The following is a 14,111-nucleotide window of genomic DNA, read 5'->3' on the forward strand; positions in this document are numbered from 1 at the left end:
GATCAACTGCTAAAGGCTGATAGTATCGTCGTTTTACTTGTGGGTAATCTCGACGATGGAACTGGATCTAGCCACCTTAGTTATTTTAGCGCTCGTGGGCTTAGTTGCAGGTACCGTAGACTCCATCGCCGGGGGTGGTGGACTGATTACGGTACCTGCATTATTAGCTACGGGTCTTCCACCTGCGACAGCCTTGGGTACCAACAAACTACAGAGTTGCTTTGGCTCTTTTGCGGCGACGCGTTACTTCTTAAAACGCGGGCTGATTGATCTTAAACAGATGCGTTTAGCGATTCTGTGTACCTTTATTGGCAGCGCGCTCGGCACGATACTCGTTCAAAAAATAGATCCTGGCATCCTCAGTAAACTCTTACCCTTTCTGCTGGCAGGCTTCGCGATTTACTTTCTTTTTTCGCCCCGTATCAGAGATGAGGACAGTCAGCGTCGTCTGAGCGATGCTGCATTCGGCTTGCTATTTGGTACTAGCATTGGCTTTTATGATGGCTTTTTTGGACCAGGTACCGGCTCATTTTTTGCGATTGCATTTGTCTCTCTGGCAGGCTTTGGCATGGCGAAAGCGACTGCTAACACAAAATTGCTCAACTTCACCTCAAACATAGCCTCTTTGCTCTTTTTCACAATGGGAGGACATGTGGCTTGGGGGATTGGATTAACGATGGCGATAGGCCAATTTATAGGCGGACGAATTGGCTCAGGTCTGGTTGTTAGCAAAGGGGTTAAACTTATTCGCCCCTTGCTAGTCAGCGTGTGCATCATCATGTGCATCAGGCTCCTATGGCAAGACCACCCAGAATGGTTCTACTGGATTACAAGTTAACCCTGATTGTGAGTTGATCCGCACTACCTTGCTGATCAATCACACTGATCTGATACATGCCTGATTCAATAACCTCAAATGATAGCGAGTGCTCACTTCTGCCAATATATCCGCCATTTACATACCAATCACGATAACCACTTCCCCCTTCAGCGATCAAATCCAGACTGAACGGCTCATCAGGTTGGGGCACGCGAATAATCGCCCCATCAGCCCAACTCGTTATCCGAATAGGCACCTGTTCACCCACAAGCTGCTGACAGTCCGGATGCAGCGTAGGTAGGCGAGACTGATTACGCCACGCTGAAGGTAGCCAAGGCGCCAGCGCAACGGGCCAAAGCGCTACTGAACGAGGCTGCAAAACTGCCTTACCCTGAAAACAGGTAGGCTCTGCCCGAAGGCCCGACTCAGGATCAATCCAAATCATTTTTAATAACCCTTCGAGCGAGACTTCTGGCACTTCTTGAAGAGTACGAGGGGCTACGTCATTCAATAACAGCGCCAGTCGCTGTACCACACAATTGCCCATCTGGTTCTCCCCACGTCGAGCATGAGTTCCAAGAGGCCAGCATATCAACTGCTCAGATACACTTTGTGGCTGAGGTAGACGCTCATGGCTCTGGCGCAATGCAGCATGAACACGGAAAAGGAGTGGCGCAGCAGCGATCCGTCCATGCCGACCGGGGCTAGGGCTACCATCTGGGCGCCCGACCCAAACACCAATGGTCCATTCGGGCGACACACCGAGCGCCCATGCCTCTCTATATCCGTAGCTGGTGCCTGTTTTCCACGCCAGATTCCAACCCTGTTGTGTTTTATCTTGTAAACGTCGATAGGGGTGTTGCGCAAGAATATCCCATGTAATCCAAGCAGCACCTGGCGACATGAGATAGCGTTCAGCACGCGGTTCTTCTTGAGTCAATCGAGGGTAGATAGCTACCCCTTCACGAGCAAGACCACTATAAAGACTTAGCATATCTTCCAGACGTACCCCCACCCCCCCGAGAATCATGGAGATATTGGGTTGAATGGCACCTGGACCATAGGCACTAAGGCCTGCGTTTTGTAAGCGTGATAGAAACCGTCCTGAACCGAAAAACTCCAGCAACTGCACAGCAGGAACATTTAATGAGCGCTGTAACGCTTGCGTCACGGAAATAGGGCCATTAAATTGATCCGTGAAGTTTCGGGGGCGGTACTCGCTACGTCGACGCGGTGCATCAATCAACATGGACTGCGCATGAATAAGTCCATCGTCAATAGCCATACCATAGAGAAACGGCTTAAGCGTAGAGCCAGGTGATCGCACAGCGCGCACCATATCCACCTGCCCACTTCTTGACTGTGACCAGAAATCCGCTGATCCCACGTAGCCCTTTATCGCACCATCACGATTATTCATCACCACAATCGCCAACGATTGCTGATCTGATAACTGGTGGCGAAACTGCTCCGTTAAGCCTTCTAGCGTGAGCTGAAGTTCATAATCGATTGTAGAGTGGATCACCTCGCACTCGGGGCAGGCTTGGTATAAACGCCGACTCACAATAGGGGCAACGATTGGCGTACCCTGCGTCGTGATATTAAGAGGCTCCCAAAGTGCATCATTAACTCGATCAGCTCGCCAGATCTGCAGGTCAGCCATACGCTGTAATACTTTATTGCGTGCTGCTTTAGCTCTGGCGGGATGTCGGTCAGGACGAAGATGGCTCGGCCTTTGTGGCAACACGGCTAAAAGTGCGGCTTCGGCATCACTCAAGCGATTAGCCGGTTTGCCAAAATAGTGATAGCTGGCCGCCTGTACCCCTGACAAAATACCTCCAAAAGGGGCAAGATTAAGGTATTGGCGGAGTATATCCTGCTTGGAAAAGTGCCATTCAATTTGCAGGGCACGCAATATTTGCTGCAACTTGCCGCTGTAGGTACGCTCATGAGGATGCAACAGGCGCGCTACCTGCATGGTCAATGTTGACCCTCCCGACACTACCTTGCCTGTATAGGCGTTTTGCCAAAGCGCACGCACTAAGGCGATAGGGTTAACACCTGGATGGTAGTAAAACCAGCGATCTTCATACGCCAACAGTAAATCAATATATTGAGGGGCAACCTGATCAAGCTGTATCGGATAGCGCCACTGACCATCTTCACCCGGAAAGGCACGTAGCGGCGTACCATCCTCAGCAAGCACTAATGTACTGACAGCTGGCACATCCGCTAAAGGGTAGAGTCGGTCTAACCCCCAAGCAATGAGCACCAACACCACCAGACTGAGCGCACAGCGCTCAACCCAGCGTCTAAGCCTACGTAGGTACATTTAATCCAACCGAACACGCACCTTACCTGCCGCTCCACCCATGTGCCGCAGCTCCGGTCGATACATATCTTCAGCAAATGTCGGTGGTATGGTGAACTCACCCAATGACACAGCCCGGGCCAGATAATACAAACGCCCATTCCTTCGCCACCCCGTATTAACAGCGGCTACGTAACGATCGTCACGGAACTCTTGGTAGCGAATATCTAATGATTGCATCAGAGAAACGATAGACTCTCCATCGCGCTTCACATCCTGTAGGTCAAATGCTGTCGCCAGATTTTGATTTTCTAGCTCCAAGCCAGCAGGCAGTAGATCAACTATCAGTAGATGCGGCATCGCCTCCTCTACCTTATACGCCAGCTCTACAAGCAGTAGCTCACCCACTTTAAAGTCTGTGGTTTTCAACCGAGAGCCTTTCAAATCAAAATAGCGCCGCTCAAGCTGAATGCCTTGATCTAACGGGGTAGGTGCTTCAAGGGAGTATCCCGATAGGCGTGCCGTCAAATAAGCAGGAACCTCATTCCTATTCTCAACAATCAGGCCACCACTTAGATCCTCAATACTAAAATGCTCACGCAAGGCTGACCGTTGCCCGATTCTCGACTCTCCGCTTCCTTGTATAACGGCTATATCCAACATTTGACCCGCCGCTGTTTCGAGCAGCCTTCCCGCTAAAAACAGCGCGTTACGCTCTTGCGTGCTTAACCATTGCCGGCTAGCAAGACGCTCTTGCAGTGCAAAAAGCAGAGGCTCCCAGTACTCGTCTGGTAATTTGGCTTCTAAACTCCAAAAAAGAGCCAGTGATAGGTCACGGGTGCGACTACCATACTCAGTAGACAGTGACGTTTCCCCTAATAGGGATACCTGCGCACCACTTAACGCGTCTTTCGCTCGAACAGAGTCACCACTTCGCTCTAAAGCTAAGCCTAACTGTAACAATCCTAACGGAGTCCAGTTCTGCCCTTTTAAATCGTATAGGTTTCTCAGTTCGGCCAACGGCGCTTGGTCACGACCAGACAATACCTGAGCGGCATAGGCTGCCACAGAAAAGCGCGTCAGCTCTTGATTTTGAGCATACTCGCTGTTAATACGCCGCGGGGTTCTCAGATACGTTTTCAGGCGCTGCAATGCTTGCTCAAGGTTATCAGCTGGGACTGCATAACCATGATCGCGTGCTCGAAGCAGGAAGTCCGTAACGTATACGGTGAGCCAATACTCCTCTGGGCTTTGCTGCCCCCACAAGCCAAACCCGCCACTGCTTTTTTGCATACCCATTAAGCGTTGAATCGCTAACTGCACAGCCGCTTGACGCGTTTCATCGTTTTCACCTTTGATACCTAACTGAGCCAGTAATGCTTGATCGCTATAAATTTGTGCAAATACACCACTGGTTGTTTGCTCTAAACACCCGTAGGGGTAAGCTTTCAGGGCCTGTAAGTGGCTAGCAATGTTCAAAGGGGGCTTAGAGGACACCGCTACAGATGCCTGAACACTGTTGGGGATCAGCGAGGTAAGCGGTGTTTGGGGTAACGTAAACGCTTCACCGTCACTCAAACGCTGCTGCCAACGATGTTCAATACCCGGCCAAGCTGGGCGAGTGCCCAGATACCACGTTCGCGTAATGCTTTCTTGCTCAATACCGACCAAGCCGGTAAGTGTCATTTCAACCCCATTCAACCCTAATGCAGCTGCGGCACGAACGGGAATACGTAGAGTGGTTTTTTGCTTATCCTGAAGGCTAATTGCCTGCGATAGTACATGTTCACTTAGCACCTCTAACCCGCTGTCCAACACCAGAGAAACGGTTAAGTTCTGAGCTTGCCCACTCAGATTATGCAGATCCAGTGCTAACTCAGACTGATCGCCAACCGCTAAGAAACGCGGCGTTGTCAGCTGTGCTACGATAGGAGCCGCAACGGTCAACTCAGCCTCAGCTGAACCAAACGTCTTCTCACCAAATGCCACAGCCATTAAGCGTAACTTGCCATTAAAATCCGGAAGCTGAACATCAACAGAGGCTTGACCTTCGTCATCAACCTCTACTACACCGGAAAATAGCGATACGATTTGCACATCCGTAGGTGGCTCTGTTCCTCCTCGTTGCAGGTCGGCATCACCGCCAAATCGAAGTTCAGCGACACCACCTTCCGCAGCATCAATCAAATCACCATAACTATCGCGGTTTTCTACTTGATACCGCCGTTGTCCAAAGAAGCCTTTAAATGGGTCGGGTGTTGGGAAGTTGGTGATATTTAACACTCCCATATCAACCGCAGCCAACGTCACCTGTAACGACTCAGGTATAGCATTGCCATTTTTAACCGTTAAGGGAATCGTGATACGGGTTTCTGGCCGAACCTGCTCGGGAAGGTTTATATCAACCTGTAGACGGCGGCTTTCTCTGTCGATAGGTAAAGGCTGAATCCCCATCATCCGTCGAGGCATCTTTTCATCACGCTCTTCACCCGGCTGAATTAATGTGACCGAGATATAAAGGTCATGACGTGCCCACTCTTTATTCACTGGAATTTCAATGGTTGCACCGTCGGCAGGCACATCAATTTTTTTCCAATAAAGGGGCTGATCCCCCTCAACAACGAGATAACCTTGTCCTCCTGCAGGAGGTTGCAACCTCAAACTGAGGGTATCTCCGGGCAAATAAGCGGATTTATCTAAAGACATACCTATGCGATCAGGCCGCCCAGATAGTGTCTGCTCCTGCTCGCTCCACCCTGCTCGAAAACGATAGCTGGAGATCAATCCTGTTTCTGGATGTTTCACCTCTAATCGGTAATAGCCCCACTCCACCGGAAGATCCACTGTACTTGTTGAATCAGCGGGGATACTGACTGTTTGCTCAAAGACGGGGTAATGGCGTTCTGTATAATTATTGCGCCACCCTTCACCCTCTGCATAAACCCAGTGATAGCGACGCTCCTCTCTCACTAGCGTGACTTTCGTATCTGATACTGACAGTTTTTTGTTGCCATCGGTATAGAGCAGTTCAAAGGACGCTGTGCCGTTATAATCTGCGGTATCTTCAGCAAACAGGGGGCGAATCCCTACAAGCTGAGGAGCAGGTAGTACATGAGATGTGATGCTGCGACTGACAGGGCGTCCACCTGAGTCCAACACGCTTTCAAACAGCTTTAAGCGTAAAGGTACTTGCGTCGTGGCCCAGAAGTTGTCTGGCTTAACCTCTACTTTTCCCTGATCGTTTAATGACAGCGTAGGAAGATCCACTTGACGATCAAATCGGCGCTCCCGCACATCACCGAAGTGGTATTGGGTGTACTCATCAAAAGGGTGGGGCTCCATGCTGGTGATTAAACGAGATTGCAGCATATTGCCGGCAGCTGGTGCACCGTACAAATATTCACCGACAACATTTACGGTCAAGGCATCTTGCGGTTTAAGCTGGGTGGGCGCATCAAGCATTACCGTCATACGCTCCGGTAAAAAGTCTTCCACTTGAAACGGATAGTCAACTTGCTGATTATCAGGCAACTTGAAAGTTACACGCCACTCACCGGTAGGCGCATCCGATGTTAACGGGAAAGAGACCTCATAGTAATTCAGTTCATTCGCCCCTACACGCTGAGTACCCACCACGCGGCCATCAGGCTGTTGCAACGAGGCCCGTAAGACACTAGCAGCAACCATCTCACCATCCAGCCCACGCAATAGCCCACTAATCGTTATCTGCTCCCCTGGGCGATACAAGTCCCTGTTAGAATAGAGGTAGAGCGTTTGCGTACTAGGAGCAAGCCCAGTTACAGGAAACTCCGAAAGATCTAATGCCGGTCCAAAAAGCTTCACTATGGTGGTATCACTACCTACCTGGGCCATCAATAGAGCCGGACTTCCTTTCAGTGTCGAGATAGCTCTGAAGCTAACCAATCCCTCTGGAGAGCTTTGATGGGTCACAAGCACCTCACCTTGGCTATCCAGTAATGTCACCGATGCAGCAGCTACCGGCAACGCCGTTGATAGTGCATTCACCACCACATCAATCTGATCGCTATACTGTTTTAATTGAACCCCTAGATCCGTTACTGCAAACCACGTTGCAGGGTACTCGTATTCATAAGCACCCGCCTGTCGCATGACAGCAAGATAAACACCCGAGTTCTTTAACGGCTCAATTTTATTTATAGGAAGGTAGCGGGTTGCTTGAACGTTCTTATCAACATTCAGATCAAAACGACCACTATATACCAACTCAAAAGAGGGGATAGATTCCCGAACACGCCAAAAATCCAATTGCCCTCCTCGAGCATTTTCCGTCAAAAAGCCTGCGAGGAGCGCTATAGGTATACGGTAGAAGTCAACATCCACTTGAGGGGCATTAACCGTCAATACAGGCAATCCCTCTTTGAGCTGATGTGCTAATAAATTCCCTTTACTGGCAAAACCTAGTATTGGAGATAACGCCGGTGTAGATACCAATTGATAAAAATCTTGTGTAAGCGATTTATTTAATTCAGAAGGAAGCCCTCTCAATACCCTAATATTGTAGTCAGTTTCTGGGGAAAGCCCTGGGAAATAGAGCGCCGTACCCTGATCACTTAGAACCCAACTACCATCCAGTTTCTCTCCTGAAGCTGACTCAATCTGCAACCAGTTAACCAACGACTGTTCAGATGAAAGGGGGGCGGAAAAGGTGATAGCAGCCGCTTGTCGGCCTTGATATTGCTGTATACTGATATCAGAAACGATAAAGGGAACTTCTTTATAACGGGAGTCTACTTCGTTAATCGCCGATGTTGTCGGCTCAGACGCAGTCTCTGTTGAGGATGACTGAGTAACATCCGACACCTTTTTGTCCGCATTGCAGCCAGTCAGCGAGACCAACAAACAAAGCACCGAAAAATAACCTAACAGCCTACGCATCGCTCATCCCTTTTTTGATACCCTTAGTCCCTTTAGTATGCCCATCTTAGAAAAGTTTCACCATCAAGAGGCACAAAAAAAGCCTCGCGAGGAGGCTTTCAGATTAACACGAAGCTACGCCATTATATGATGGCCTGCATCCACAAACATCTGGCTACCCGTCTGGGTTTTAGCCCAATCACTTATCAAAAAGGCAACCAACCTGCCTACATCATCTGGGCTGCCTAAGCGATGCAACGGAGAGCGCTCAACCGCATCAGACATCAAACCATCAAAAGCCTCAATACCTGACGCGGCCCGAGTGGGCATAGGGCCTGGGGATACTGAATGAACGCGAATGTTACTTGCTCCAAGTTCTGCTGCAAGATAGCGAACTGAACTCTCTAAAGCCGCCTTAATCGGCCCCATCATATTATAATGATCTACCACTTTTTCAGAACCGTAGTAGGTCATGGTGATAAGGGTGCCCCCCTTCTCTTTCATCAAAGACTCGGCAAGACGTGATGCTCGAATAAAAGAGTGACAGGAAATATCCATCGCCTTACTGAACCCTTCAGAGGTCGAATCAACAAGTCGGCCATGAAGCTCATCAAGCGGCGACCATGCAATTGAGTGGATGACAAAGTCAATTGTCCCCCACACCTTTTCAGCCTCATTAAACACAGACTCTAGCTCACCTGGATTACTCACATCACATGGTAGAAACAGACGGCTATTCAACTGCTCCGCAAGTGGAGAAACGAAAGATTTTGACTTTTCATTCAGGTATGTAATACAAAGTTCAGCACCTTGCTCACTTAATACCTCAGCACATCCATATGCGATAGAGTGACGATTTGCGATACCTAATACGATGCCGCGTTTTCCTTCTAATGAAAAGGGAATACTCATTAATTAACTCCACAGAAATTATAAATGCTGCAATGCAATATAGATCAGCATAGCTGACACGCAAGTCAAAAAGCTTACTTTTTTATTACAAAATAATGGTGGATGTGCAGCGCAGCAAAAATAAGCCCAAAAAGCAAAAACCCCGGCTACAGCGTAACCGGGGTTCTCTAAAAGGCGCTTGGCAATGACCTACTCTCACATGGGGAGACCCCACACTACCATCGGCGCTAAGTCGTTTCACTACTGAGTTCGGGATGGGATCAGGTGGGGCCAACTCGCTATGGTCGCCAAGCATAAACTGTCACAATACGGATTCGATGAATAACAACCTGTCTCTAACACAAGCCCTATGGGACTCTATCTTCTTTACGTCAACTCTGTCTCTTCCACACGCCTTTGGCGTTATATGGTCAAGCCTCACGAGCAATTAGTACTGGTTAGCTCAACGCCTCACAACGCTTCCACACCCAGCCTATCAACGTCTTAGTCTTAAACGGCTCTTTAGGGGGCTCAAGGCCCCAGCGAGATCTCATCTTGAAGGGGGCTTCCCGCTTAGATGCTTTCAGCGGTTATCCCGTCCGAACGTAGCTACCCGGCAATGCCACTGGCGTGACAACCGGAACACCAGAGGTTCGTTCACTCCGGTCCTCTCGTACTAGGAGCAACTCTTCTCAAATCTCAAACGCCCACGGCAGATAGGGACCGAACTGTCTCACGACGTTCTAAACCCAGCTCGCGTACCACTTTAAATGGCGAACAGCCATACCCTTGGGACCGGCTTCAGCCCCAGGATGTGATGAGCCGACATCGAGGTGCCAAACTCCCCCGTCGATGTGAACTCTTGGGAGGAATCAGCCTGTTATCCCCGGAGTACCTTTTATCCGTTGAGCGATGGCCCTTCCATACAGAACCACCGGATCACTAGCACCTACTTTCGTACCTGCTCGACGTGTCTGTCTCGCAGTTAAGCACCCTTATGCGCTTGCACTCATTGGCTGATTTCCGACCAGCCTGAGGGTACCTTCGTGCTCCTCCGTTACTCTTTGGGAGGAGACCGCCCCAGTCAAACTACCCACCACACAATGTCCTCGATCCGGATTACGGACCTGAGTTAGAACCTCAACAGTACCAGGCTGGTATTTCAAGATTGGCTCCACGCATACTGGCGTACACGCTTCAAAGCCTCCCAGCTATCCTACACAAGTAATGTCAAAGTCCACTGTGAAGCTATAGTAAAGGTTCACGGGGTCTTTCCGTCTAGCCGCGGGTACGCTGCATCTTCACAGCGAGTTCAATTTCACTGAGTCTCGGGTGGAGACAGTGTGGCCATCGTTACGCCATTCGTGCAGGTCGGAACTTACCCGACAAGGAATTTCGCTACCTTAGGACCGTTATAGTTACGGCCGCCGTTTACCGGGGCTTCGATCAAGAGCTTCGCCGAAGCTAACCCCATCAATTAACCTTCCGGCACCGGGCAGGCGTCACACCCTATACGTCCACTTTCGTGTTTGCAGAGTGCTATGTTTTTAATAAACAGTCGCAGCCACCTGGTATCTTCGACCACCAACAGCTTACGGAGTAAATCCGATCACCATCAGCGGCGTGCCTTCTCCCGAAGTTACGGCACCATTTTGCCTAGTTCCTTCACCCGAGTTCTCTCAAACGCCTTAGTATTCTCTACCTGACCACCTGTGTCGGTTTGGGGTACGGTTCTTTATAACCTGAAGCTTAGAAGCTTTTCCTGGAAGCATGGCATCAACTACTTCACTCCACATGGGAGCTCGTCATCAGTTCTCAGTCTTAAAAGGACCCGGATTTGCCTAAGTCCTAAACCTACTACCTTAAACGCGGACAACCAACGCCGCGCTAGCCTAGCCTTCTCCGTCCCTCCATCGCAGTTATAAAAAGTACGGGAATATTAACCCGTTTCCCATCGACTACGCATCTCTGCCTCGCCTTAGGGGCCGACTCACCCTGCCTCGAATAGCGTTGGACAGGAACCCTTGGTCTTCCGGCGGGGAGGTTTTTCACCTCCCTTATCGTTACTCATGTCAGCATTCGCACTTCTGATACCTCCACGGTGCCTCCCGGCTTCCGCTTCAACGGCTTACAGAACGCTCCTCTACCATGCCATAAATGGCATCCGCAGCTTCGGTGTCTAGTTTTAGCCCCGTTATATCTTCCGCGCAGGCCGACTCGACTAGTGAGCTATTACGCTTTCTTTAAAGGGTGGCTGCTTCTAAGCCAACCTCCTAGCTGTCTAAGCCTTCCCACATCGTTTCCCACTTAACTAGAACTTTGGGACCTTAGCTGGCGGTCTGGGTTGTTTCCCTTTCCACGACGGACGTTAGCACCCGCCGTGTGTCTCCCGTGATTGCACTCATTGGTATTCGGAGTTTGCATCGGGTTGGTAAGTCGGGATGACCCCCTAGCCGAAACAGTGCTCTACCCCCAATGGTGAGACACGAGGCGCTACCTAAATAGCTTTCGAGGAGAACCAGCTATCTCCGAGCTTGATTAGCCTTTCACTCCGATCCACAGGTCATCCGCTAACTTTTCAACGGTAGTCGGTTCGGTCCTCCAGTTGATGTTACTCAACCTTCAACCTGCCCATGGATAGATCGCTCGGTTTCGGGTCTAATCCCAGCAACTATACGCCCTATTAAGACTCGGTTTCCCTACGCCTCCCCTAAACGGTTAAGCTTGCTACTGAAATTAAGTCGCTGACCCATTATACAAAAGGTACGCAGTCACGGTCTCAAGAACCGCTCCCACTGCTTGTACGTACACGGTTTCAGGATCTATTTCACTCCCCTCACAGGGGTTCTTTTCGCCTTTCCCTCACGGTACTGGTTCACTATCGGTCAGTCAGGAGTATTTAGCCTTGGAGGATGGTCCCCCCATGTTCAGACAGGATAACACGTGTCCCGTCCTACTCGATTTCACTGTGTATAAGTTTTTAAATACGGGGCTATCACCCACTATGGCCGCACTTTCCAGAGCGTTCTTCTAACTACAACACAGCTTAAGGGCTGGTCCCCGTTCGCTCGCCGCTACTAAGGGAATCTCGGTTGATTTCTTTTCCTCCGGGTACTTAGATGTTTCAGTTCCCCGGGTTCGCCTCTAAAAGCCTATGTATTCAGCTTAAAGATACCTATAAATAGGTGGGTTTCCCCATTCGGACATGTTTGGATCACAGCTTGTTTACCAGCTCCCCAAACCTTTTCGCAGGTTACAACGTCCTTCATCGCCTCTGACTGCCAAGGCATCCACCGTGCACGCTTTGTCACTTGACCATATAACCCGAAGGCGTTTGGACAAGAAACAGATTTTCTCGTAACGATAAAATCACCATATTTGGCGCTTGTTTAAAAACAAGACTTTATTTCATCAAATCCACATTGTTAAAGAGCGTTAAAGCAAAAAGCTTTAAGCGATAGACAATCTGATGATCAGAAAATCTATGACTTACCACTTTTAACTTTCAGTCAGATAATTCGTGTGAACGCTATGCTAGGAATCCGCTTATCGTTTAAGGAGGTGATCCAGCCGCAGGTTCCCCTACGGCTACCTTGTTACGACTTCACCCCAGTCATGAACCACACCGTGGTAAACGTCCCCCCGAAGGTTAGACTATCTACTTCTGGTGCAATCCACTCCCATGGTGTGACGGGCGGTGTGTACAAGGCCCGGGAACGTATTCACCGTGGCATTCTGATCCACGATTACTAGCGATTCCGACTTCATGGAGTCGAGTTGCAGACTCCAATCCGGACTACGACCGGTTTTGTGAGATTAGCTCACCCTCGCAGGTTTGCAGCCCTCTGTACCGGCCATTGTAGCACGTGTGTAGCCCTACTCGTAAGGGCCATGATGACTTGACGTCGTCCCCACCTTCCTCCGGTTTGTCACCGGCAGTCTCCTTAGAGTTCCCACCCGAAGTGCTGGCAAATAAGGACAAGGGTTGCGCTCGTTACGGGACTTAACCCAACATTTCACAACACGAGCTGACGACAGCCATGCAGCACCTGTCTCAGAGTTCCCGAAGGCACCAATCCATCTCTGGAAAGTTCTCTGGATGTCAAGAGTAGGTAAGGTTCTTCGCGTTGCTTCGAATTAAACCACATGCTCCACCGCTTGTGCGGGCCCCCGTCAATTCATTTGAGTTTTAATCTTGCGACCGTACTCCCCAGGCGGTCAACTTATCGCGTTAGCTGCGCCACTAAAGAATCAAGTTCCCCAACGGCTAGTTGACATCGTTTACGGCGTGGACTACCAGGGTATCTAATCCTGTTTGCTCCCCACGCTTTCGCACCTCAGCGTCAGTATCAGTCCAGGTGGCCGCCTTCGCCACTGATGTTCCTTCCTATATCTACGCATTTCACCGCTACACAGGAAATTCCACCACCCTCTTCTGTACTCTAGCTAAGCAGTATCAGGTGCAATTCCCAGGTTGAGCCCGGGGCTTTCACATCTGACTGACTTAGCCGCCTACGCGCGCTTTACGCCCAGTAATTCCGATTAACGCTCGGACCCTCCGTATTACCGCGGCTGCTGGCACGGAGTTAGCCGGTCCTTCTTCTGCAGTTAACGTCACAGATGCAGAGTATTAATCTACACCCTTTCCTCACTGCTGAAAGTGCTTTACAACCCGAAGGCCTTCTTCACACACGCGGCATGGCTGCATCAGGGTTTCCCCCATTGTGCAATATTCCCCACTGCTGCCTCCCGTAGGAGTCTGGGCCGTGTCTCAGTCCCAGTGTGGCTGATCATCCTCTCAGACCAGCTAGAGATCGTCGCCTTGGTGAGCCTTTACCTCACCAACAAGCTAATCTCACGCAGGCTCATCGAATAGCGAAAGGTCCGAAGATCCCCTCCTTTCCCCCGTAGGGCGTATGCGGTATTAATCCAAATTTCTCTGGGCTATCCCCCACTACTCGGCAGATTCCTACGCGTTACTCACCCGTCCGCCGCTCGTCATCTTCTAGCAAGCTAGAAATGCTACCGCTCGACTTGCATGTGTTAAGCCTGCCGCCAGCGTTCAATCTGAGCCATGATCAAACTCTTCAGTTTAAAATCTGTAGCCACTACTCCAAAGAAGCAGTAACCAAATCTAGCTCAGGTTCGCTAACAATTACTTCATAAAACGTATGTTTCAATGAATTCACTTGG

The 14,111-nt window shown here is 50.0% G+C and carries 4 protein-coding genes and 3 rRNA genes; 1 reads left to right on the forward strand and 6 read right to left on the reverse strand.

Annotated features, from left to right (window positions below):
* Positions 1–55: 55 nt before the first annotated feature.
* On the forward strand, positions 56–838 hold the full coding sequence (locus F0U83_RS16475) for a TSUP family transporter (RefSeq protein WP_138988003.1): 783 nt from the start codon (positions 56–58) through the stop codon (positions 836–838).
* On the opposite strand, the gene pbpC is transcribed toward F0U83_RS16475, so the two are convergent.
* From pbpC to F0U83_RS16505, 6 genes are all read right to left on the reverse strand, one after another.
* Positions 828–3,152, reverse strand: coding sequence for a penicillin-binding protein 1C (pbpC, locus tag F0U83_RS16480; protein ID WP_138988002.1), 2,325 nt, complete (start codon positions 3,150–3,152; stop codon positions 828–830). The genes F0U83_RS16475 and pbpC overlap by 11 nt on opposite strands.
* Positions 3,153–8,048, reverse strand: a complete 4,896-nt coding sequence (locus F0U83_RS16485) for an alpha-2-macroglobulin family protein (RefSeq protein WP_138988001.1) — start codon at positions 8,046–8,048, stop codon at positions 3,153–3,155.
* A 114-nt stretch (positions 8,049–8,162) separates the two neighbouring features.
* The gene (gene fabI, locus F0U83_RS16490; RefSeq protein WP_138988000.1) at positions 8,163–8,939 is read right to left on the reverse strand and encodes an enoyl-ACP reductase FabI; all 777 of its coding nucleotides are present in this window, start codon (positions 8,937–8,939) and stop codon (positions 8,163–8,165) included.
* Between the two features lie 176 nt (positions 8,940–9,115).
* Positions 9,116–9,231 (reverse strand): 5S ribosomal RNA (gene rrf / locus F0U83_RS16495).
* A 114-nt stretch (positions 9,232–9,345) separates the two neighbouring features.
* Positions 9,346–12,235 (reverse strand): 23S ribosomal RNA (locus F0U83_RS16500).
* A 237-nt stretch (positions 12,236–12,472) separates the two neighbouring features.
* Positions 12,473–14,012, reverse strand: a 16S ribosomal RNA gene (locus tag F0U83_RS16505).
* Together the 16S, 23S and 5S rRNA genes form the textbook arrangement of a ribosomal RNA operon.
* Positions 14,013–14,111: the final 99 nt, after the last annotated feature.

This window comes from Neptunomonas concharum (genome assembly GCF_008630635.1).
Lineage (GTDB): Bacteria > Pseudomonadota > Gammaproteobacteria > Pseudomonadales > Balneatricaceae > Neptunomonas > Neptunomonas concharum.

Coding starts and splice junctions, on each gene's coding strand:
- F0U83_RS16475 (WP_138988003.1), top strand. CDS start 56: ATGGAACTGGATCTAGCCACCTTAGTTATTTTAGCGCTCGTGGGCTTA.
- pbpC (WP_138988002.1), bottom strand. CDS start 3,152: ATGTACCTACGTAGGCTTAGACGCTGGGTTGAGCGCTGTGCGCTCAGT.
- F0U83_RS16485 (WP_138988001.1), bottom strand. CDS start 8,048: ATGCGTAGGCTGTTAGGTTATTTTTCGGTGCTTTGTTTGTTGGTCTCG.
- fabI (WP_138988000.1), bottom strand. CDS start 8,939: ATGAGTATTCCCTTTTCATTAGAAGGAAAACGCGGCATCGTATTAGGT.